At 46.5% G+C, this 23,784-nt stretch carries 19 protein-coding genes; 7 read left to right on the top strand and 12 right to left on the bottom strand.

The genetic code is table 11. From position 1 onward, the window contains the following. The first annotated feature begins 51 nt into the window (after positions 1 to 51). The gene (locus AACR11_RS24480; protein WP_017189707.1) at positions 52 to 942 is read left to right on the top strand and encodes a LysR family transcriptional regulator; all 891 of its coding nucleotides are present in this window, start codon (positions 52 to 54) and stop codon (positions 940 to 942) included. A gap of 12 nt (positions 943 to 954) precedes the next feature. Here AACR11_RS24480 and AACR11_RS24485 read toward each other — a convergent pair whose 3' ends face one another. Both AACR11_RS24485 and AACR11_RS24490 read right to left on the bottom strand, forming a co-directional pair. Then, positions 955 to 1,704, bottom strand: coding sequence for a sulfite exporter TauE/SafE family protein (locus AACR11_RS24485; RefSeq protein WP_029788359.1), 750 nt, complete (start codon positions 1,702 to 1,704; stop codon positions 955 to 957). 31 nt (positions 1,705 to 1,735) lie between these two features. After that, positions 1,736 to 2,623, bottom strand: a complete 888-nt coding sequence (locus AACR11_RS24490) for a TIM barrel protein (protein ID WP_029788360.1) — start codon at positions 2,621 to 2,623, stop codon at positions 1,736 to 1,738. Positions 2,624 to 2,803: 180 nt separating this feature from the next. Between AACR11_RS24490 and AACR11_RS24495 the strand changes: the two genes are divergently transcribed. From AACR11_RS24495 to AACR11_RS24510, 4 genes are all read left to right on the top strand, one after another. After that, positions 2,804 to 4,009, top strand: a complete 1,206-nt coding sequence (locus tag AACR11_RS24495; RefSeq protein WP_029788361.1) for an acetyl-CoA C-acetyltransferase — start codon at positions 2,804 to 2,806, stop codon at positions 4,007 to 4,009. A gap of 27 nt (positions 4,010 to 4,036) precedes the next feature. Beyond that, positions 4,037 to 4,690, top strand: a complete 654-nt coding sequence (locus AACR11_RS24500) for a CoA transferase subunit A (protein WP_029788362.1) — start codon at positions 4,037 to 4,039, stop codon at positions 4,688 to 4,690. Continuing rightward, positions 4,690 to 5,367, top strand: coding sequence for a 3-oxoacid CoA-transferase subunit B (locus AACR11_RS24505; protein ID WP_029788363.1), 678 nt, complete (start codon positions 4,690 to 4,692; stop codon positions 5,365 to 5,367). Before AACR11_RS24500 ends, AACR11_RS24505 begins: the two co-directional genes overlap by 1 nt. A 169-nt stretch (positions 5,368 to 5,536) precedes the next feature. After that, positions 5,537 to 6,031: a hypothetical protein gene (locus AACR11_RS24510; RefSeq protein WP_029788364.1), complete on the top strand. Its 495-nt coding sequence runs from the start codon at positions 5,537 to 5,539 to the stop codon at positions 6,029 to 6,031. Between the two features lie 53 nt (positions 6,032 to 6,084). Here the strand turns inward: AACR11_RS24510 and pdxY are convergent, their stop codons facing one another. The 6 genes from pdxY to AACR11_RS24540 all read right to left on the bottom strand — a co-directional run bounded on the left by pdxY (position 6,085) and on the right by AACR11_RS24540 (position 13,800). Continuing rightward, positions 6,085 to 6,948: a pyridoxal kinase PdxY gene (pdxY, locus tag AACR11_RS24515; RefSeq protein WP_005447374.1), complete on the bottom strand. Its 864-nt coding sequence runs from the start codon at positions 6,946 to 6,948 to the stop codon at positions 6,085 to 6,087. Between the two features lie 107 nt (positions 6,949 to 7,055). After that, entirely contained in the window at positions 7,056 to 7,238 is a 183-nt protein-coding gene (locus tag AACR11_RS24520) for an AbrB/MazE/SpoVT family DNA-binding domain-containing protein (protein ID WP_005447373.1), read from the bottom strand. Between the two features lie 146 nt (positions 7,239 to 7,384). Next, on the bottom strand, positions 7,385 to 8,695 hold the full coding sequence (potE, locus tag AACR11_RS24525; protein ID WP_005447372.1) for a putrescine-ornithine antiporter: 1,311 nt from the start codon (positions 8,693 to 8,695) through the stop codon (positions 7,385 to 7,387). Between the two features lie 65 nt (positions 8,696 to 8,760). Continuing rightward, positions 8,761 to 10,941 carry an ornithine decarboxylase SpeF gene (speF, locus tag AACR11_RS24530; RefSeq protein ID WP_005429232.1) on the bottom strand — a complete coding sequence of 727 codons (2,181 nt, stop codon included), beginning with the start codon at positions 10,939 to 10,941 and terminating at the stop codon, positions 8,761 to 8,763. Between the two features lie 710 nt (positions 10,942 to 11,651). After that, on the bottom strand, positions 11,652 to 12,098 hold the full coding sequence (locus AACR11_RS24535) for a helix-turn-helix domain-containing protein (protein ID WP_005447369.1): 447 nt from the start codon (positions 12,096 to 12,098) through the stop codon (positions 11,652 to 11,654). Between the two features lie 496 nt (positions 12,099 to 12,594). Further along, a complete protein-coding gene (locus AACR11_RS24540) occupies positions 12,595 to 13,800 on the bottom strand; it encodes a tetratricopeptide repeat protein (protein ID WP_005447367.1) in 1,206 nt (401 codons plus the stop codon). A 513-nt stretch (positions 13,801 to 14,313) separates the two neighbouring features. On the opposite strand from AACR11_RS24540, the gene pulA reads away from it, so the two are divergent. After that, positions 14,314 to 18,303 carry a pullulanase-type alpha-1,6-glucosidase gene (gene pulA / locus AACR11_RS24545; RefSeq protein WP_029788610.1) on the top strand — a complete coding sequence of 1,330 codons (3,990 nt, stop codon included), beginning with the start codon at positions 14,314 to 14,316 and terminating at the stop codon, positions 18,301 to 18,303. A 122-nt stretch (positions 18,304 to 18,425) separates the two neighbouring features. Here pulA and AACR11_RS24550 read toward each other — a convergent pair whose 3' ends face one another. After that, a complete protein-coding gene (locus AACR11_RS24550; protein ID WP_029788609.1) occupies positions 18,426 to 19,559 on the bottom strand; it encodes a glycerate kinase in 1,134 nt (377 codons plus the stop codon). 149 nt (positions 19,560 to 19,708) lie between these two features. Then, positions 19,709 to 20,845 (bottom strand): sugar diacid recognition domain-containing protein, encoded by a 1,137-nt coding sequence (locus tag AACR11_RS24555; RefSeq protein ID WP_029788608.1) that lies wholly within the window; start codon positions 20,843 to 20,845, stop codon positions 19,709 to 19,711. Between the two features lie 399 nt (positions 20,846 to 21,244). Here AACR11_RS24555 and AACR11_RS24560 point away from each other — a divergent pair, with 399 nt between their 5' ends. After that, positions 21,245 to 21,418, top strand: a complete 174-nt coding sequence (locus AACR11_RS24560) for a hypothetical protein (protein ID WP_005428284.1) — start codon at positions 21,245 to 21,247, stop codon at positions 21,416 to 21,418. Positions 21,419 to 21,456: 38 nt separating this feature from the next. Here the strand turns inward: AACR11_RS24560 and AACR11_RS24565 are convergent, their stop codons facing one another. Next, the gene (locus AACR11_RS24565) at positions 21,457 to 23,145 is read right to left on the bottom strand and encodes an amidohydrolase (RefSeq protein WP_029788775.1); all 1,689 of its coding nucleotides are present in this window, start codon (positions 23,143 to 23,145) and stop codon (positions 21,457 to 21,459) included. Positions 23,146 to 23,224: 79 nt separating this feature from the next. After that, entirely contained in the window at positions 23,225 to 23,623 is a 399-nt protein-coding gene (locus AACR11_RS24570) for a hypothetical protein (RefSeq protein ID WP_050582028.1), read from the bottom strand. Between the last annotated feature and the right edge of the window lie 161 nt (positions 23,624 to 23,784).

Here is a 23,784-nt window from a genome sequence, read left to right on the forward strand (position 1 = left end):
AAGGGAACAGGTGATCGCACTTGTTCCCTTTTTGCTTTGGAGGCAAAACTCATGCTCGATAAAATGGCGTTCTTTGTCTATGTGATCCGCTCTGGGTCTATCTCCTCCGCAGCACGAAAATTCAACATTTCGGTCTCCGCAGGAAGCCGTTGGCTGCAAGAACTGGAGCAACACTTCGGTACGACCTTATGTCGCCGCTCGAATCGGTTATTGGAAGCCACTCAAGCGGGGCAAACCTTATACGAAGAGTTTTCTCCTTTGGTCGATAGCGCAGAGCGCATCAGTCGCAAGTTAGAAGACTTCCAAGACAGCGAAAAAGGTCACATCAACATCGCGTGCACTCCCGTCTATGCCAATCACTATCTGATGGATAAAATCGCCGAGTATTCCAAACTCAACCCAAAGGTGACCTTCAACATCAACGTCACTCCTTGGGCATTGGATCACGCCAGTACTTGTGACCTAATGATCAGTGCCAATGCCAGCTTCCAAGGCTACCGTGAAAAAGATTTATTACTGGTGAAGCGCGAGCTGATGCAGTGCCCGTTTATCGTCGTGGCTTCGCCGCAATACCTAGAAAAATATGGCTTGCCCACGCACCCAGAAGCACTACGAGACCACGCTTGCTTAATTGCAACCACACTGACGGGCAGCAATGATTGGATCTTCCGCCAAGGTGTGGAAAACATGGTACTCAAAGTGCCAAAAACAATCGAGGTGAACGACAGCGACCTATTACTAAGTGGCTCCTTAAAAGGAGCTGGTGTCGCCTACTTGCCGCAATTCGTCACCGAAAAAGCAGTCGAGAAAGGCGAGTTGGTACCACTATTGGAAGAGTATGAGACCAGTATTTGGAGTTTGAATCTGTATTACCATTCACCCAAAACTGCATCTCCAGTGGCAATAAAGTTCAAAGAGTTCTTATTGGAAAAGCCTTGTTGAGTCGGATTGGAGTTAAAACAATAAAGTGCTCACGCCATCGAAAGTCAGCTTGGCGCCTGAAAGAAACAAGAACAAGTAACAGAGCTGATAAATTTTTTCCTGACTGACGCGATGCAAAAGATACACGCCCATTTTAACGCCAACAGGCGCGAGTGGAATTAACACCAGCGCAGTCATTAAGTTGGTCGAATCAAACTCGCCAAGCCAAATGTAAGGTACGAGTTTCGCTACATTCACTATGCCGAACAATAGTGCCATGGTCGCTATTAGGTTGATTTTAGGCAGTTTCAACGGCAGTAAATAGATACTCGCTGGACCGCCACCAGCATGAATTGCGGTACTGGAAAAACCGCTCAGTGTACTCCAAATCCAAGCGCCTAACTTCCCTGATTGAGATGGAGTTTCACCACTTAGCCAATACTGAAAACAGAACAGCAAAGACAGCACGCCAACGGTGATCTTCAACCCCGACTCTGGGGTGATACTCAAAAATACCCCCGCTAATACCACCCCAAGCAAAGTCCCCGGCAACATAGTTTTGAGCACTCGAACATCGGCATTTCGATAATGATGACGCACCGCAAATGCGTCCATCACCAACAAGATGGGCAATAAAATCGCCGCCGCTTGTGTTGGCGGCACCACCAGCGCCATCATCGGAACAGCCAAAATGCCCAGCGCTCCACCGAGCCCACCTTTACCAATGCCATAGATTAGCACCGCAGGAATCGCCAAGAGATAGAACCAAGGATCGCTGAGCATCATTACTGCCTTTTCATCATCTAGTTTCGAATCACGCCACAATCTGAGCGAGATAATCGCGACTGCGTTTTAAATCACGCGAAACCTGACTCACGTCTGCGGTGCCGTGCTCATGCTCGACCACGATCCAACCTTGATAGTCGACCGCTTTAAGTGCACTCATCACTTGTTGCAGCTTGACATCGCCATCCCCTAAGGGAGTGATCAATCCTTTACTATAGGCGTCAACCCACTCCAACTTATCACGGATAGCTAGTCTCAATTTGTCCGTCGAGATATCTTTAACATGAATATGCTCGATGCGTGATCCGTACTGACGAATGATCCCTATCGGGTCCATCCCATCTAAAAACACATGCCCGATATCGATGCATAATCCCAGTTTGGTCCCGGGAATCTGACTCATGACAAAATCGATCTCATCTTTATAACTGATGTAGCCGCCAATGCCCGGATGAAGCAAACTGCGCAAACCATATTGGCTTGCCACGCGAATAATTCGCTCAAGGTTAACAATCATGGTCCGTTTATTTTCCATATTCAGACGCGGTGCAGTGACGCTTTGTCCGATATAGCCATAACGTTCCGTATGAATGCCTTCCATGATCAGTAAATTCTTTACGCCCAGCGAATCTAAACGCTGACAGACGGTGTCGACTTCTTCCAAAATGGCAGACATGTTTGCAGAGTCGCAAAATGGTACTTGTACCTTGCCAGCGCACACCTGCAGTCCACGTACACGAAACGCACTTTTCACCAGTTCAGGATCTTCAGGGAAGAAGCCATCCGGTCCTAATTCAATACCACGAAAGCCACTGTCACTTGCATCCATTAACACCTTTCCCCAGCTTGGATTGGTCGCATGAGATGCCTCTTCCACTCCCCAGCAACATGGGGCGCAAGCAATACGATCAAGCATGTGTTTTTCTCCTAAGTTGATTTCTTTTCACCTTAAGATTGGTAGGGGTAAAAGTTCGTGATTTACGCCTCGTTTGTACTTTGCATTTTCGCAAAGCGGCTTTGAATTCCTGGCTATATCGCGACCACATCGCACTCCCTACACTGGTTATGACAGAATGATTACGGAGTAAACAGCGGTATGGAACGAATCTTTATTGTGGCGGCAAAGCGCACCCCAATTGGCAGCTTTAATGGCTCATTAGCGTCATTGTCTAGTGTTGAACTGGGCGCTCATGCCATCAAGGCAGCCTTGGAGCAAGTGGACATTGCCCCAGAACAAATCGATGAAGTGATTGTTGGCAACGTACTTACTGGAGGCGCAGGCATGGGACCGGGTCGCCAAGCCGCAATGAAGGCAGGCATTCCAGAGTCCGTTCCGGCTTACACACTCAATATGATTTGTGGCAGTGGCATGAAAGTCATCATGGACGGCGCAAGCCATATCCGAGCAGGCGACGCAGAGCTAGTGCTTACTTGTGGCATGGAGAGTATGTCCAACGCACCATACATCTCTTCCGGTCAGATTCGTCGCGGTTATCGCATGGGTCATCAACTCCAAGAAGACAGCATCATCAAAGATGGTTTGACAGATGCCTTCCACAATTACCACATGGGTGTTACGGCAGAAAACATCGCCAAGCAATTCCAAATCAGCCGAGAAGACCAAGATGCCTTTGCCTTACAAAGCCAACGTAAAGCGATCAGCGCGATAGAAAATGGTCATTTTGAAGCAGAAATTGCGCCAATTACGATAGTGGATCGCAAGCGCCAATTCGAAGTAAAGAACGATGAATATCCGAAAGCCGACAGCACCTTTGAAGGTCTACAAGCACTGCGTCCTGCATTCGATAAAGAAGGCAGTGTTACCGCAGGCAATGCATCCGGTATTAATGATGGTGCATCCGCAATTTTGCTCGCTTCAGAAAGTGCTGTAAAACGCCATAACCTCAAGCCGATAGCTGAACTCATCGAATACGGACAAGGTGCTATCGCCCCAGAGGTGATGGGCTTAGGTCCAGTGTCTGCGATTGCCAATACCTTAGCCAAAGCCGAAATGGCGATTGAAGATATCGACGTTTTTGAGCTTAACGAAGCCTTTGCTGCGCAAGCACTTGGCGTGGTTCGTTCCCTTACCGAGCAACACAATATCGATGAAGCGTGGCTGCTAGAACGCAGTAACTTAAGTGGCGGTGCCATTGCACTTGGTCACCCAATCGGCGCATCAGGTAACCGCATTGTGACCACCTTGGTTTATCAACTGCAACGCACTCGCCGTGATTACGGTTTGGCATCACTGTGCATCGGCGGTGGCATGGGCACGGCGTTAATTTTGAAACGTTGTTAGAAGGAGCCTCTCATGAACACGAAAAACATGAAAAAAGCAGCCACTACAGAGCAAATTGAAAGCCTATTGCACGACGGCATGACCATCATGATTGGCGGCTTTATGGCAACAGGCGCACCAGAACGTTTAATTGACTTGTTGATCAAAAAAGACATCAAAAACATTACCTTAATCAGCACAGACACAGGCTCACCGGGTCGAGGTTCTAGTCGACTTATCGCGGAAAAACGCGTGAAGAAACTGTATGCCTCGCACATTGGCACTAACCCCGAAACGGGCAAACAAATGAATGAAGGCACACTTGAAGTGGAGCTTGTTCCTCAAGGTACATTGGCAGAGCGCATTCGCAGTGCTGGCGCAGGTTTGGGTGGCGTACTAACACCAACAGGACTTGGCACCATCGTCGCAGAGAACAAACGTGTGATTGAAATTGACGGCAAACAATATCTCTTGGAAATGCCACTGAAGGCCGATTTAGCACTGATTCGTGGATCTAAAGTTGACCGTCGTGGCAACGTTTTCTATAGCAAAACCACTCAGAACTTTAATCCTTTAATGGCAACTGCGGCGGAAATCGTGGTGGTGGAACCAGAGCAGATTGTGGAATTGGGCGATATTGAGCCTGAAGCCGTGCATACCCCAAGTTTGTACGTCGATTACATCTTAGTGGAGGACAACTAATGACTGCACAATTAGATAAAGAAGTCGTTCGCCGCCGCATTGCATGGCGCGTTGCTCAAGAGATGAGAGATGGCGACATCGTTAACCTTGGTATAGGCTTGCCAACGCTGGTTGCTAATGAAGTAGACAAAGACGTGGAACTGCTTCTGCAAGCTGAAAATGGCTTAATTGGCATTGATAAGCTGGCATCTGAGGCAGAAATCGACCCTGATCTGGTCAATGCCGGCGGACAAAACATCACCGCTATAGCAGGCTCTTGCTACTTTAATAGCGCAGACTCTTTTGCCATCATTCGCGGTGGTCACGTGGATTCAACCGTGCTCGGAGCACTGCAAGTGGATGAACTTGGCAATCTTGCCAACTGGATCATTCCGGGCAAAATGGTGCCTGGAATGGGCGGCGCAATGGATCTTGTGGTCGGCGCAAAGAAAGTTATTGTCGCCATGGAACACACGGTGAAAGGCAATCCAAAACTGCTTAAGCATTGCACTTTACCGCTGACCGCTGTGGGTCAGGTAGATTTGATTGTCACTGAAATGGGCGTGTTCAAAATCACCGATAAAGGCATGATGTTAACCGAACTCGCACCGGAGTTTTCCGTTGAAGAGGTACAAGCGGCGACGGAAGCCCAACTGATTGTATCACCTAGCCTTATTCCCATGCCGACACCAAACTAATCCAAAAATCAAGAGGAGCACTATGCTCCTCTTTTCATACTTTGATCGTACTTCAAGTTTCTGTCAGGTTTTTCTGAAACACGCTATTTGCCCTTAAATTTTCGAAAATCGATGCGTAGAATCCCGCTCAGTTACGCATATGGTTGAGTTGTACATAGGGTAAAAACCAATGAGATTGTTGTCTGGATTCTCAGCAAAAGAGTGGCTGTTGACCGCCGTGGTACTCGGAGGGTTAACCGTAGCCACAGTCCATTATTCTAACCAACGTACTTCTGCTGCCCGCAGTGCTGCAATCCAAGTTCTGTTCGCTGACATGCAGTATTACGTCTCGCTCCTACACAACAATGCAAAAGCGTTTAAGCAGGACCGAGGCGCAAACCAGTGCGTCCTGACAGCTCTTGGCTATCAAGATTTCTACAACGGTTATCCAGAAACTCAGAGTGAGTGTGGTGAGCAAGTTGGATTTTTCGACAATCTGACCATCACTGATGAGATGAAACAAGCAGACTTGGTCTTTATCGAAAACAATCGTTATTCAATTGTCGGTTACGGCAGTGACGAATCACCAGAGGCACTGATGGCAAATCAGTGTTACGCCTACTATCGAATGGACAGCAAAGGCGTTGATGGACACAGCTTTAGAATTGACACCACTGGCTGTTAATGAAGATCAAAAAAGGGAGCACTGTGCTCCCTCTTTCCTACCAATGATAAGACTTAACTTAATGTCACTTCTTCCAATGGGAAGTGCTTGCTCGGCTCGACGAACTCTTGTTGTGCTGCGATGGTTTGCAGTTCCCATTCGCCCGCTTGGTAAGTCGCATTAAGTACGCCGTAACACGCGTCGTGGCAGTGTTGGAAGGCTTGTTTTGGCGTCCAACCTTTCAGCAAGCCAGCGGTAAAAATCGCCGAGATCAAATCACCTGCACCGACGGGGGCTTTAGCAAATTCAAAATGAGGGCGCTTCGCTAAATAAGTGCCTTCTTGCGTCGCAAGTAACATATTGAAGCTATCGTCAGACAAACAGTAAAGGTGTTTCACCAACACCACTTTAGGACCTTTTGCTAGTGCACGCTGACAAGCGTTGATCGCATCATCCAGCGTATGAATTTCCATCTCTGCAAATTGGCTTAACTCGAACTGGTTAGGCACGATAACATCGGCCATTGGCATCAGACGGTTTAACAAGTTTTCTGCAATACCCGGCGCCACAATACAGCCTTTATCTGGCGCGCCCATCACTGGGTCACACACATAAAGTGCGTCTGGGTTTGCTTGTTTTACTTTGGAGACGGTTTCTTCAACTGCCAGACATTGCTCAGCACTACCTTGATAGCCAGTCAGAACCGCTTGGCACTTCTCTAGTGCACCAATGTTGCCAAGACCACGAACCAGTTCGCTAATGTCATCAGCCGAGAACGCACGCCCCGTCCAACCTTCTTGGTACTGGGTGTGGTTAGAGAATTGAACCGTGTGAATAGGCCACACTTCAAAGCCCATGCGTTGCATTGGGAAAACGGCACTGCTGTTACCAGCGTGACCAAAAGAAACATGAGATTGTATAGAGAGGATACCTTGCATAGTACCAGACCTCTTCTTGTTGTTATCAATAGTTCAAAGACAGCGGCGAGCGCCAGATTTGCGAAACCAGTAGTGTATCCGACAAACCAAGATTCTCTAACTCAATTCTAGCCTTCTTCGCTCGAATCGATTGGAGAGCTGGTTTTCAGTACCATTTTCTTAATTTCCATTTTGTCTTTATTGAGCGCAATTTCGAGGGTGTCCCCTTCCCTTATCCCGAGCTCAGTCAGGATCACGCTTGGAATGACTACGACGGTATCGTCACCGATTTTAACAGGTTGGCTAATCATCTTTCGTCCCCCAATTGTCGAAAATGAGTTTTCACGTTATGAGTGGTGTTGTGTCCTCAACTTACCTAGTGTTTCAAATCAAAAGGTTATGGATAAAAGCAAAAGAGCCCTCCACACCGCGTATGGGAAGGCTCGATTGAAAAAACTTAGTTCACGAGAGGTTCGTGTTTGGAAGCGATCAGACCGTACGCACTCCAACCTAGGAAGGTAACGATAGAGCCCCACATCATGGCTTCGTAGCCAGAACCGTACAACGCATAGAAGCTGTACAGAGAACCAATCAGAGCGATGATGTTCGTTGTCTTCATCTCGCGCTCAGGCACGTGCGCCACTTGCTGCATGATGAAGATTGCGCCCATACATAGGATATAAGGAATAACGTTTGTCACTACCGCCAGGTTAACCAGTGCTTCAAATTGCTCGTTCAATGTTGGCGAGATAGTCATTAAAGAAAGCACCGATTGGATAACCGTGATAGCCACCATGCCTTTGATTGGTGTACCGCGTTTATCAACTTGTGAGAACAGTTTCGGGAAGAAGCCTGCATCTGAAGATGATTTGAATACTGACGCGATAGTGAACTGCCAACCCAATAGTGAACCTGCACAAGCAAGAACTGCCATACCCGCAACCACTTTACCCGCCGTAGAACCTAGCATCACTGTCCATACTGTTGAGAATGGCGCTGTAGAGGCAGCAAGCTCAGAGTTCGCTACGATACCAGAACAGATGTTGGTTGAAACAATGTAAACCACTGCCGCAATCAGCGTACCGCCCAATACTGCGATTGGTACGTTCTTCTCTGGGTTTTCTACCGCTTCTGAGTTCGCACAAGCCGATTCAAGACCTAGGAATGCCCAAAGTGTCATCGCGATCGACGCACTTACCGCTTCACCAAATGGTAGGTGGTGTGGGTTCCACGCTTCTACGTACATGGTTGGGCTAAAGTAGAACCAACCAACGATACCCAAAGAACATACAGGAAGGATAACGCCCCAGACTGTAAACGAGCCGATTTGACCAGTAATCTTCGCACCACCAAAGTTAGCGAAGGTACAAATCCAAAGGATAGCGATGGTGTACAGACAGGTCTCTACTGGCGACAAGGTCACCTCAAAAAACGCAGATCCATAGCCAACACAGGTTATCGCAATCGCGATGTTGGCGATCAACAATGACAAACCGTAGGTCCAACCCGCCATAAACGCACCCGATTTACCAAACGCGTACGACGCATAACCGTTCATACCACCGTCACGTTTACTAAAGCGACCACACTTTGCAAATACATAGGCAAGAGCCAATGAACCCGCCGCAGTAATCAGCCAAGATAGAATCGAAATCGTGCCCACTTGCGCCAGCTTACTTGGCAGCATAATGATGCCCGAGCCAGCCATGTTAATGAATGTCAGAATGGTTAGCTGCACCACCGACATTTTTTTAGTTTCAGTACTCATAAATTATTCTCCACGAATAAACGGTTCGCACCGCGACAACCAAGTCACGATGCGAACGGGGTAGATTAATCTTTAAGGGCGTAGCAATGGGCGGTGGTGCGACCATTGACGTCTTCTAGGTACACACCTTGAATCTCTGGTGCGAAGCCTGGGAATCGGTTGATGCCTTCTTCTAGAGATAAGAAGTAATCGACCACTTGTTGAGTCCAGATTTCGCCCGTGATCACACAGATAATGCCTGGAGGGTAAGGAAGCGCACCTTCTGCTGCGACACGACCTACCGCTTCTTTCAGAGGTAAGTAATCACACTCGCCGCGGAAGTATTTGCGTGTTGCCACATCTGGTTTGTGCACCATAGTTGGGAAGTATTCGCTACGGAACATCGCTTTTTGTAGCTGTTTCACGTTCAGCTCTTTGTACATGTCATGCATTTCCTGACATAGCTGACGGATGGTGTAACCGCGGTAGCGTTCTTTGTTCGCTTCGTAAACACGAGGAAGCACGATGTTTAGCGGCGCATCATCACGAATGAATTTCTCGAAGCGGTTAATTTGCGCCACAAGATGACGGATCTTACCCATGTCCTCTGCTGGAGTGAGAAGGAACAAGATAGAGTTCAAGTCACACTTCTCAGGGATGATGCCATTCTCACGTAGGAAGTTAGCCAATAACGTTGCAGGAATACCAAAGTCTGCGTAGCTACCATCTTCAGCAATACCGGCTGTAGTGAGTAGCAATTTACATGGGTCAACGAAGTACTGACCTTCGCCGTAGCCTTCAAATTTATGCCAGCTTGCGTCTGGCTCGAACATGAAGAACTTCTTATTGGTTGCGATAAGATCGGTGTCGTAACTGCCCCATGGTTGACCATCAACTTGGTCAGGAATGAACGGACGAATCAGCTCACAACTTTTCAGGATTTCTTTACGTGCTTCGATACCCGTCTTAACCGCATCACGCCATAGGCGTAGACCCGCTTCACCATCGTGGATCTTCGCGTTCACATCCAATGCTGAGAACAGCGCGTAGAATGGTGAAGTTGACGCGTGCATCATAAACGCGTTGTTGAAGCGTTTGTGGTTACAGTAGCGAGCCTGACCTTTGATATGGTGGTCTTTTTTGTGGATTTGCGAGGTTTGAGAGAAGCCTGCTTGTTGCTTGTGAACAGACTGAGTCACAATCACACCCGCATCTTCTGGTTTCAGATCCAGTAGCAGTGGAGAACAGTCTTTCATCATAGGAATGAACTGCTCGTAGCCCACCCATGCCGAGTCGAATAGGATGTAGTCACATAGATGACCAATCTTATCCATCACGTAACGTGCGTTGTAGATGGTACCGTCGTAAGTACCCAATTGGATGATCGCAAGACGGAATGGGCGTTCATCACGAGCACGTTCTGGTGACACTTTTGCTATTTGAGCACGGATGTATTCTTCATCAAAACAGTGCTCATCCATACCACCGATAAAACCCCAAGGGTTACGTGCTGTTTCTAGGTAAACTGGCATACCGCCCGCTTGGATCAATGCACCGTGGTGGTTTGATTTGTGGTTGTTACGGTCAAACATCACCAAGTCACCTTCGGTCACTAACGCGTTACAAACCACTTTGTTTGAAGCCGAAGTGCCGTTAAGTACGAAGTAGGTTTTGTCTGAGTTGAACACTTTTGCTGCGTGTGCTTGAGCTTGGTGAGCAGAACCTTCGTGGATCAGCAAGTCACCTAAATCAACGTCCGCGTTGCACAAGTCACTACGGAATAGGTTTTCACCGAAGAAATCGTAGAACTGTTTACCTGCTGGGTGTTTTTTGAAGAACTGGCCGCCTTGGTGTCCTGGACAGTCGAATGCAGAGTTGCCCATTTCCACGTAGTGAGTCAATTGTTTGAAGAAAGGTGGAAGTAGGCGACATTCGTATTTGGTGACAGCCTCATTGATTTGGCGACCGTAGTATTCAATTGACTGTCTTTCCAAATCGATAACGCCGGTTAACCATACGTAATCTTCTGCTGAAACTGGGTTTTCATCTGTGACCAAGAAAACCGGAATGCCATAACCCGTTTCAGAAATAATTTTGTGTAGACCAGCCTTAATATCTGCAGAAGTAATAATTGCAGCGCCAACGTCAGTTAATTCGACGTGCTCAAGTGGTTTTAAAGTTCGGTTAAATTGCTCATCCAAAGATTCAGATAATAAACTGAAGTCTTCTGGCATGTAATTACTAACACCGATAATTAAACGTTTCATTTGAAATATCTCTTATTTGTTCTGTAAAGACGACAAGCACAGATATTACAAACGAAATTAATATTTAAAATTCAAAAAACAAATTTCGTGATTATTAGTTCATAATTAAAACTCTTATTTTCTCGAAATAAAATTTCGCGATCTTTATCACTTTCCTTTCGATAAGCCAATGATATTAGATTTTGGCTTAAATTGAATTTAGGTGAAGAATTATGTGACCTCACCAGTTATTATTAAAAAAGGAATCAAAAGAAAATAAAATTTTGCGATTTTCATCACTCTATATTTTACTAGATTGATTTAATAGCAAGAATAAACACAATAAATATGCTTATATTTAACAATTTATAAACTATATACCCAAGTAACTTCAAGATGCAGGGTTCAGAGCGTTGTCATTGATTCGAGAGCAAGGAAAACAACGCAGTGTAATAGCCAGCTCTTTCCAAGTTGTTTGACGCAGCAATCGGGTCAATGACACGCTCCCAAAGGGCGAGCTGCCTTGGCTTGTATACTTTGTTGCCGATTCTTGATTTAGACCCACTAAACCTTTAAATCGCCGCCGCGTCTACAAACCAAGTCAGTCTCGCTGAACCTAGCATATCGAGGTTACTTGGGTATAAACAAAAAGCCATCAACATTTCTGCTGATGGCTTTTTACTTTATTGTTTTACTTTGGTGGTTCTACTTTGATAGCAGCGAGAGCCAGTTTAATCAAACAAATGGCTATCGAGCCTCACGCCATTATTCGACCACAATTGATACCGTTTCACCGCGATTCCAGACGAGTACATGGTGTGCTTACAGTCCATACATTCCACAAAGTACAGACCACTCATGCCAGCCATAACATGTAACCTTCGACTGTCACAGCGCTTACAAGACAAGCGCTGCACCTTACTGTTTACATCCACACGACGGGCGAAGTTCAGCGTTTCATGCGAGCTTAGAGCCTCAACAGCGCTGTCTTTAAACGGGTGCTCACTGAGCAAGTGGTTGATGGCATAATCATACACCGGAGGAATCGATGTTTTGCCATTCTCTATATTGGTTATCTTAGCAACGGAAACTCCCAACAAAGATGCAAATTCCACTTTGCTGTATTCCAAGATAAACCTTGAAGAGATGAACTTATCTGCACTAATGATTCTCAACATACACAAATCTCTAATAGACATAAAAAGAGCGTGAGTTTGCCCCTTTATGTTGAAAAGGATAATAACAGGTTGCTTCTTACTGTATTTATACGCAGAGTGTGCGCTATTTTATTTTTGGGTATATTGCGCTCAATTAAGTTAAAGATCAATAGAGATAATAGAAAACCGAAAATAGAAATTAAGATTTAGTAATATAAAACTTAATAGCTAATATTAGTTAAAGTAATGAATCTAGATAGATCAACACAAATTAAGCTAACAAATTATTTTCATAGCCGTTTTATTGGCTAATCAATAATATTGGATTGGAGCTTAATTCGTGTATTTCCAACAAGGGGGGATTTCCCTCTATTTGTCGATTTATATAACGATAGGTGATTAAGTGATGGATTTCTGTTGAAAAATTGCATAAAGATCACTCACCTCTTTATACCTAAGAGATGCTTGGGTATATGCACTTGGTGGAATTTCTTATAACGCGGGCAATAAAAAAGCCTCACGAATGAGGCTTGTTGAGATTCTGTGGCTGTAAGAAGTTCTGAGTAAAGTCGAGCACTTCTTTTGATGGTTGCTTGGGTGGAGAAGCAAACTCTTGCTGTGGTGGAACCTCAGCATCAAAGTTCAGCTCTGGTGCGCCATCAAGCAAACTTTCTTCTTCATGATGTTCTTCACTCAGCAACTCATTGAGTTCATCTTGATCTGGGAAGTAAGGTTCACGTTTGTAGACCTTGTTTAACGCACGAATGATAGAGTGCTTTTTGACGAAACCAGATGCGAGCTTCCTCTGCAGCGGTTTAGCGATAGATTGCAGCCCCACTACAACATCCACGCCGATGTTGCTTGCGACTTCATCACGAACGACACGTGCTGGCTCATAGCCCATGTTCGCGGATAAAAACAGCCAAATATAAGCAATCGCATTGCCTGTTTTACCCGTATCTTTCCACGCTTCTCCCGCGTGAAACATTGCCTCTGCGCTGCCACTCTCCGCCGCTCTTTCAAGCCAATAACACGCTTTCACCATGCTTTTATCAGTGCCAGTGCCTCTTAGATAACACAAACCCACTTGGATTTTACCTTCAGCACTGTCTTGCTCGGCAGCTTTCATAAACCAGAACAAAGCATCAGCACTACGCCCTGCCGTATTCTCCGGTGATAACTGCCATTCTCCCATATACAACATGGCAGGAATACAACCCTCATCTGCTGCCATTTCGATGAGTTGATGCCCTTTGGGAATATTCTTCTCGGTACCACGTCCAGACAAAAGTGCCTTACCCGTTGCAAATTTCGCGTCGATATCACCTTCCATACCGGCAATCGCAGTACGCCAAAAGTTCGCTTGCTCTCTTAAGATAACATCTTCACGCATTCGCTCAGCCAAACGCACCACACCATACATACCTGTGACGTTATCCAGTTTGGCAGCTTTGTCGTACCAATACAGAGCGCGCTTGAGATTGTCTCGCTCTGATTCTTTCGCTAAATAGAGAATTGTCGGAATATGACCGGTCTCCGCCTTAAACTCACGCTCTTTACGTTCTTGTTCGCGCGCTTTTTGCATCGCCTTGCGATACGCCACTTCACGCGCTTTCCTCTCTGCCTCTAGACGTTGCTTACGCATCGACAACGAGATCATCCAAACAAATATCAGGATGAGTGAAAGGCCAGTTGCTGTAATAGCAATGCCCATACTACTCATAAACCGCCTCTTTTTAGGTCAGTGCTCACCGAGACTTTCCGCGCTTGGGAAAATCTGCAAAATTCTAACTCGGGGTATAATTGCGCCATCTTTGGCGTACTCCGCTCTATTATATAACGACCATGTAGGTAAAATCTGAAGTTTACTGGTCGAGTATGGCGAATTTTTATTCGATATCACCGCAACTTATTTTTAATTAAAAAATAACACCCCTAATTTTATAGAAATGAGTCACAGTTTTGGGGCTTAGACATTCTCCGCCCCTATCATCCCCCCTTTCTCCTCCTATAAAAATTTACATCTTTAGGCTGTGCTGAATATCTCACTATGAGACCGTTTTATTATTTAATTTGTGAACAAAATCTACTGTGACAGAAAATTTTTACTTGTAAAAAACTTAACTGCCTGCTCTCACATTTTGCTGATAGTTCAGTGTATTAGCATCTTGTTGAACATTTCCTTTTCGGCATTTTGCCAATCTATTATCAATTCAATAACAATGGATTTGTAAACGTGGACAATAAAACATTTAAATTATCAGCGATTGCTAAAACCGTACTGCCGCTCCTTTCTGTGGCAGTCATCAGCGGTTGTGGCAGTGATAGCACAAGCGATGACACAACAAACCCTGGCTCTGGTCTACACCCTGCGGGAGAGAACGAAGTTGTCATCTATTACAAACGCGATGTCGCAGCTGCATCATCAGCAAGCGATTACGAAGGTTGGGGTCTACACCTTTGGAATGGTGAAGGCTGTACAAGTACCGATCTTGAAGAAATGGGGCTCCCAGAGGGCGGTACGGACTGGGGGTCACCTCGCCCATTCGACGGCATCAGTGACACTTACGGTGCTTACTACGTTCTGAAAGTGAACCCAGACGCATCTGACCCACACAACTGTATGAACTTCATCCTACACAAAGGCGATGAGAAGGCATTCGGCAGTGCAAACTCAAAAGTTGAGCTGACTAAGCTAGGTGAATCGAAAGGTTTGTTCGGCTTCCACGGCAGCAGCGAGCTTTACTACGAACCAATCGAAGAGCGTCCTGTCGAAATTGACGGTCAAAAAGCGCATTGGCTAGATGCTAATACCATCGCTTGGGAAGCGGCGGCGAATGCAGACTCAATGAAGCTTTACTACAGCTTGACTAACGACATCAAGATGGATGAAGACAAGCAAATCACTGGTGGTACAGCAGTTGAGCTGACGAAAGCAGGCGAATTGTCTGAAGCACTGAAAAAACGTTTCCGTCACCTTTCTAGCCTACAAGCAGCAGGTATCGATGTTGATGCTGACGTACTTCACACCATTCTAAAATCGCAAATCGTCATGGTGGCTTACAACGCAGATGGCGATGTTATTTCTGCAACTGAAGTACAAAAACCAGGCGTACTTGATGCCGTATTTGCTAACAAAGATGCAGGTAACGCAATCGGTCAGGAACTTGGCGCAATTGTTGATGGCAACGCAGCAACATTCAAGCTTTGGGCACCAACAGCGCAAGACGTTGACCTGATCATTTACGATGCAGATTTGAAAGAACAAGCAACCGTTGCGATGACAGAAGATCCAGCTACAGGTATCTGGGCATCAGAAGCGCAAAGCGACGTATTAAACAAATACTATCGTTACCAAGTTAAGGTTTACCACCCAACAACAGGTGTTGTAGAAACCCGCCTTGTTACTGACCCATACTCGCTAAGCTTGTCTCAAAACTCTCTGTACTCACAAGTTGTAGACCTAGACAGCGATAGCTTGAAACCTCAAGGTTGGAATGATTACAAACGTCCTGAACTTGCTAAAGACGAAGACCACGTACTGTACGAGTCGCACCTACGTGATTTCAGCTTTAGCGATACCAAAGGGACCAAAGCATACAATGGTAAGTACCTTGCTCTGACAGAAACGGATCGTGAATCAGTTTCACACCTTCAAGCTTTGAAAGACGCAGGTCTCACTACGCTTCACATTCTGCCAGCATTCGATATCGCTACCGTCGATGAAAACGAAGCAAACCGCGTGGATATTACTGACACGGTTGGCAAACTCTGTGACATTAAACCAGCCGCTTCTGTTTGTGGTACAGAAAACGAAAGTAAAGTCATTGAAGATGTCCTAAACAGCTACGATCCAACAACGGGTTCAGCTCAGGCTCTGATGAATGACCTACGTATGCTAGACAGCTTCAACTGGGGCTATGACCCATTCCATTACACAGTGCCAGAAGGCAGCTACGCGACCGATCCTAATGGTTCTAAGCGTATTGTTGAATTCCGTGAAATGGTTCAAGCAACACACAAAATGAAGCTAAAACTTATCATGGACGTGGTGTACAACCACACTAACGCATCCGGCGTAAATGATAAGTCGGTTCTGGATAAGATTGTCCCTGGATACTACCACCGCCTGAACGTAAACACGGGTGGCGTAGAGAACTCAACTTGTTGTGATAACACAGCAACAGAGAACCTAATGATGGGTAAACTGATGGTTGACTCATTGTTAGTATGGGCAGACGACTACAAAGTGGATGGTTTCCGTTTTGACTTGATGGGTCACCAGCCAAAAGACGTGATGGTTTACGCGCTAGAGCAAGTACGTAAAGTTGACCCTAACACACTATTCTACGGCGAAGGTTGGGACTTTGGTGAAGTGGCACAAAACGCTCGCTTCGATCAAGCAACGCAAGTCAACATGGCTGGCACAGAGATCGGTACTTTCTCGGACCGTCTACGTGATGCAGTTCGTGGCGGCAGCCCATTCGATGGCGGTAAAGACTCAGAAGGTAACCACCCACTTCGCTTCAACCAAGGTTTTGGTAACGCGGCATACGCTAACGAAGAAACGAAGACAGACGCTGATTCAGTAAACGGTCGTCTACACAACCAAGATCTTGTTCGCCTAGGTATGGCGGGTAACCTGGCTGAATTCGTTCTTCTTGATTACAAGGGCGACACTAAACTTGGTAAGAACGTAGACTACAACGGTGCACCTGCGGGCTACACTAAGATGCCATCAGAGAACATCTCTTACGTATCTAAGCACGATAACCAAACGCTTTGGGACAACAACGCTTACAAGATTGCTACAGGCACCCCTTCTGCTGAACGCGCTCGTATGCAAAACGTGTCTCTATCTACGGTAATGTTGGGGCAAGGTATTCCATTCATTCACATGGGTTCTGAGCTGCTACGTTCGAAATCGATGCAGCGTGACTCTTACGATTCTGGTGACTGGTTCAACCGTGTGTTCTTCAACGGTACGGACAACAACTGGAACGTCGGTCTACCTCGTCAAGATAAAGATGGCGCAAACTGGGAGCTTATCCAGAAGATCGTTGGTGACAGTTCTGCGAAACCAAGTGCTGAAGATATCGAGCTAACTAAGAAGCAATTCCTAGAACTACTGAAAATCCGCAGCTCTAGCGAACTGTTCCGCTTAGATACTGCACAAGAAGTAATGAACCGCGTCGATTTCCGTAACGTAGGCAAAGACCAAGTAGAAGGCTTGATCGTTATGTCTATCGATGACGGTAAATCAGCAGGTAAAGACCTAGACACCAACTACGATGCCGTTGTGGCAGTGGTGAACTCAACGTCTAAAGAGCAATCTTTCACAGTGAAAGGTGCAACAGGTTTCGAACTGCATGAGATTCAGAAGAACTCAGCAGACGACATCGTAAAAGGTGCAAGCTTCGCGGGTGAGACGTTCACAGTTCCTGCGCTAACAACAGCGGTATTTGTACAGCCTCAGGGCGGTGCACAAGGCGACGGTCTACCGGTTAACAAAGACAACAAAGACGTATCAAGCATTCCTCCTTACGGCGAAACTGTGGTTTACGTGAAGGGTTCGATGAACGGTTGGTCTGATAGCAGCGATTGGGCAATGACCTTTATCGGCAATGGCTTGTACTCAGTAACAGGTGTACTTGAAGCTGGTGAGCACGAGTTCAAGTTTGCAGATTCAGGTTGGTCAAATCCAAACATCGGTTGTGATGCAGCAACCCAAGCAAGTGACTCTTTAGACCTAGGTGCAGCGGGCAACTGTAAGCTATCAGTGGCTGAAACTGGCAAATACAACTTCACTCTAAACGCACTGAATGTTCAAGATGAAAGCGTAGAAAAACCAGTAATTTCAGTAACGAAAGCAGCAGATGCGCCAACGTTTGGTGACACGTCACTGTTCTTACGCGGCACTATCACCACTTGGGATACGCCAGCTGAAGACTCTAGCGCTAAATTCTCTTACGTAGCCGCTGATGTTTACTCACTAGACATCGCTCTAGCAGCAGGCAGCTACGAAATGAAGATCGCAAGCGCAGACTGGGCTGATGCGACCAACTTTGGTGGTGACGGCAGCGTGGAGCTAGGTAAAGCGGTCACCATGAATGCCGGTGGCGGTAGCAAAAACCTTAAAATTACGATTGCTGAAGCAGGAAACTACAACTTCCACTTCAATGCGGCAGACAAGGCGGCACCAATCGTAACGGTAACTAAGAAGTAAAACAGTAGGCGCAATCATGTGCTAGCTTGGGGAGGGTAACACCTCCCCTTTTTTGTGCCTGTTTTCCGCAACGACGAAAACCACAAACCTCCACAGCTCATCGCTCCTAAACACAGCGAGAGTTAGTGTGGCAACTGCCACAACCTCGCCACGTTTTCTGCCAAATTGGCTAGGTTTGTATCCGCTTCTTCCATCGCTTCAGGCAAGCTCATTGCGCGTGGCACACACACGAATACCGCATCAATGCCATATTCGTAGACTGCTTGGAAGTTATCACCTGTACAGCCTGCTAGGGCAATCACTGGCAAACCATATTCTTTCGCCACTTTCGCCACACCCATTGGTGTTTTGCCATGCACGGTTTGATGGTCAATACGACCTTCACCAGTAAAGACAATATCAGCGTCTGCTACGTGCTCTGCGAGCTTTACGATGTCTAGCACAATCTCGATACCCGGCTTCAGTCGTGCTGGGAGGTAACCAAGCAACGCCGCGCCCATACCACCGGCTGCACCTGCGCCTTTTTGAGTCAGAACGTGCTTGCCCGTCACTTGCTCTGTCAGTTCGCCGAATTTGTTGAGAGCGGAATCTAATAGCTCAACATCTGCTGACGTTGCGCCCTTTTGCGGACCAAAAATTGCTGATGCGCCTTTCTCTCCACACAGTGGGTTATCAACATCACACGCCACCAGCACCTCACAATCAGCTAAGCGAGCGTCGAGACCAGACACGTCAATGCTTGCTAGCTCAATCAAACCGCCACCGTTGGGGGTGATTGGCTGACCAGCACTGTCAAGAAACTTAACACCTAACGCCGCGAGCATACCCGTACCGCCGTCATTGGTTGCGCTACCTCCTAAGCCGATGATCAAACGTTGAATACCGCGATCAAGCGCATTCGAAATTAACTGACCAGTACCAAAGCTGCTGGTGTTTTTCGGGTCACGAAGATCACTTGGCACAAGATGCAAACCACTTGCCTCGGCCATCTCAATCACTGCTGTTTCGCCGTCCCCCAGAATACCGTAAAACGCCTTCACATCATTACCGAGCGGACCTTTTACGGTCACGAAAACCTGCTCCCCCTCAGTCGCATCAATCAAAGATTGAACTGTACCTTCGCCGCCGTCAGCAACAGGTAGCGTGACAAACTCTGCGTCTCGCCAAACACGAGACAAACCCACCTTGATCGCCTCACTCACTTGTTTAGCGGTCAAGCTCTCTTTAAACGAATCTGGGGCAATCACAACTTTCATTTCATTCTCCTGAAAACAGCGCGCTGCGAGGAACAAGTCGCAACTCATCAATGTAGCTATTCTCACTCAAAAACTCGGCGCATTCTTTAGGCAAACAACCAAATTACACTGAGCTTAATTATTTAAATCTTGTGCACTTGCACAATAAATCAACTTAACTTATTGAGATGACTGGCAATATAAAGCTCAACCAACCCCGTAAAATCATGCGTTGAAATGCCCGTCACTTCACTGATTTTATCTAGACGGTACCTCAATGTATTTCTATGAATAAACAATGCATTAGCGCAATCATTAGCGTTGCCATTGGCATGAAAATACGCCTCTAAGGTTTTCACTAACTGCTCAGATTTGTCTGCTGAAGCAAGAGAAGTCATCGCCTGAGCGAGTTGTTCACCTTGCCAAGAGTCGGCTAACGGGGCGAGTAACACAGGTATGCGATACTCAGAGAAGCTCAATGTGGTTTGTTCTGGATGAGAACGACGACCGACCGCAAGCACCTGCTTGGCACTTTGGTAGGAAAGAGGAAGTTGTTTTGCGCCATCAAAATATTGCCCAATCGCAAGGCGAACATCGTCAATTTGATTGGCCGTTAAGCGGCGCTGAATGCGCTCAAGTATACTTTGGTCACTGTTCGAGGTAGAGGAAGAACGCAAAGACTTCAGAACGACAATTTCGTTCATCGACATGATCGCCACCAACGGTTTATCTTCAGAACGATACAGTACGTCCACCACTTCACGTACCTTGCTCAAACTAACAGGAGCATTATCTGCAATAAGCTCAATCACCACGGCAACTCTTTGTGTTACTAAATCGATGCAAAGACGCTGAGCCCAATCGTGCAGATCTGAATCATTGAGTTGTTGGTTTAACCATGCTGATACAAACTCTTCTTGGTGGCGACGATCCCATTGCAACTGCTCCACCAGCGAAGCTTGCTCAATGGTCAGTTCCGCTGTCACCTTAACTAACTGAGCAAACGCTCGGATTTGCTCAGGTTTGCCAGTGACGCCCACCACACCAACCACTTCACCTTTAATGTGCAGCAGCATATTGATGCCCGGTTTCACGCCTTGCAGGGATTGGCAACTTTGCTCATCCAACTCCAGCGAATCACCGTGGTTGAGCGCTAGCACCGCCCCATCGTGCTTTTGACCAATGCGCTCAGCTTCACCACTGCCAATAATAGTGCCTGCCGCGTTCATCACATTGATGTTGTGTCCAATGATCGACATAGTGCGATCGACGATTTGCTGCGCGAGTGTGTGGTCGAGAATCACCATTTCTGTTCCTAAAATCTCAACGATTGAGGCGTCAATAAATCACACTTTGTCTTCTATCGCCATGATATTGAACTGGAATCAACGCCAAAGTGAAATATCACCCAATTATACCCAAGTGACTTCAAGATGCAGGATTCAGAGCGTTGTCATTGAGCTTGTATACTTTGTTGCCGATTCTTGACTTAGAATGACTAGATCTTTAAATCGGCGCCGCGTCTACAAACCAAGTCATTCTCGCTGAACCTAGCATCTCGAGGTTACTTGGGTATAACCTTAAATTATTTACGGCTATTAAACCAAAAAGTCAGCCATCACTGCTTATACTTATAGTCGAGCCACCCAAGTTTTTGTACTTGGCGCGACTTGAACCGACAACCAAACAGTGACCGGAGGGAGACTATGGAACTGCGGAACAAGGCGGGCGACATTGCCAAAATTGCTGACAACCTCACCTTGAAAGAAATAACCGAAATGGGCTACACGGTCGATCTATGCGATGAAGCCTTTGATCCAGGCGAACATTGGAAAGCAGAAGGACAAACGCAAGGTATGGGCGAATACCCTGAAGAATAATCTATAGAACCTTTTAGCCGAGTGAATCATCGCTCGGCTTATTCATCATCAATTTGTTCATACACCACTTCCCCGCGCAGCACTGTCATGAGGACACGCGCTTGTGCTATGTCTTGTGCTTTCAATTGGGTAATATCTTGATCCAATACGGCAAAGTCTGCCGATTTCCCAACATCTATTGAGCCAATGTCCTTCTCTAAACCCAAACTGTAAGCCGGATGAATTGTATATGCATCAATCGCGGCGGTAACGTTTGGCAAGCCAGTATCTCCCATCACCAAACTGTTGGAGATGCCAACCAATGGGTTCAAATCATGCACATTCCAATCACTGCTTAACGTCACGTTAGCTTTAGTATTATAAAGCGCGCGTAGGTTCATTAAGGCTCTAGTTCGCTTAGCGCCTAAAAAGGCTTCTGCCCATTGATGTTCGTGATACGCCACATAATCGGAACCGACTTGAAAGTCTGCCGTAACGTCCAACTTGGCAAACCTTGGTACATCTTTGCTGCTCACCAGTTCCACATGCGTCAAAGTATAACGACGCTGGTTACCTTGGCTGCGCATTTTTTCAATCGCATTGAGTGATTCGCGAATGCCGCCATCTCCGATAGCATGAATGTGCGCGCTGTAACCGAGTTTATCGAGCTTGTTTAGCCATTCAGGCATCACTTTTGGTGAGATGTAATTCAACCCATATGGTGAATCAGGCAAGTAAGTATCAAGATAAGGTGCAAGGGTTTTTGCTGTGCCATTTATAAAGATGCCATCGCTGTACATTTTGACTTGGTTTACCAGTAACAAGCGAGAGGTGTCGTCGGACTGAATGCGTTTCAAATACGTCAGTTGAGAGTCCATGCTGTCGGTCGGATAGATCCATGGTCGTAAAGAAACACGAGCGGTCAAATCGCCTCGTTTTTCGCTCTCTTTCCATACTTCATACCAACCTCGCTTCCAGTACATTCGTCCATCACCAATTGTGGTAATGCCGTAGAGCGCAGCTTCTTCTAATCCGGTCAACAAGCCTTGGTAGCTCACCGCAAACTGCGCACTCATGCTGTTCCAAGCCAGCTCCATCACTAAATCACCCGCGTTATCGAGCAAGATGCCATTCAACTCGCCTGTATCCGGATCTTTGAGAATGCGACCGCCTTGCGGATCGGACGTGGTTTTATCAATGTTCGCCACTTTCAGCGCAGCCGAGTTAACCCACATCGAGTGAGAGGTTTGCTCCATTAACACCACAGGCGTATCAGGAAACACCTCATCGATCACTTCGAGAGGTGTGCGTTGGTTTTCTTCCGACAAAGTAGCATCAAGCGTAAAACCGTAACCCATCAACCACTCGCCATCTTGGACAAACTCTTTGCAGTCTTGCAGTTGTGGGATTTGCTCATCCAACATTACGCCAGCTTGCAACAAGCACGTACCGCCTGCTTCGGAAGCCGCCTCAAACACATGGTTGTGGTTATCGACAAAGCCCGGTAACAAATAGGTATCGCTTAAATCCACCACTTCCGTGCCATCACCAACCCACGCTTGTGCCTTGGCTTTATCGCCAATAAAAGCAATCCGCCCGTCACGCACGGCGACAGCATCGGCTTGCGGATGACCATAAATACCAGCGTTGATGTACACAATGTCTGCCGTTTGCTCAGCAGCATTCGCCCATGCGCTAAATGCAGACAGCAACACAGCACCAAGAATCCGTCTATGAGGAGTTAACATGACACCTTCCGTTGTATTCGCTAACACATTGAGTATATGCAAACTGGTTTAGTTTGCTGTCGGTGTGGGTTAGGCGTCATTATTTCTGTGCGCTTGCTTGGATTTCCTCTACAAACAGACGCACCTCTTCTAGATAGTTGCCATTCGCACAACCCCAGTCACTCACTTCGATAAATTCACGCGTTAACTGACCATTTTCATCATGAATGACGTTTTGGCGAAACAAGTTCCAATTTGCCGACTGTTTTGGATTGTTGGCATCCACATAACGCTCACCATAGCTTTCGATTAACTGGTTGTAGGCATTCTGACGCTGTTCTGCGTTTGCCGATTCACTCAGTATCACAGCGCAGTTTTTTTCGATGACCTGAACTCGGTCATTGGTTGGCAGCGTCGTTGAGCATCCTGCTAATGTTAGACCCATTAGACCCATTAGACCCATTAGACCCATTAGACCCATTGTTATTCTTGTTTTCATTATTGTTTTCCTTACCTTTAGCACCACTGCGAAAGACCGAATTTTATAAACTGCGCTCCACGATTTCTAATCAAAAACGGAAAAACTTTGTGACTGACGTCTGCACATGTAAAAAGTGCGGTAAATTACTGTTTACAAGCCATAAAGAAGACAAATGGATT

The sequence above is a fragment of the Vibrio sp. L85 genome, assembly GCF_963871815.1.
GTDB lineage: Bacteria > Pseudomonadota > Gammaproteobacteria > Enterobacterales > Vibrionaceae > Vibrio > Vibrio harveyi.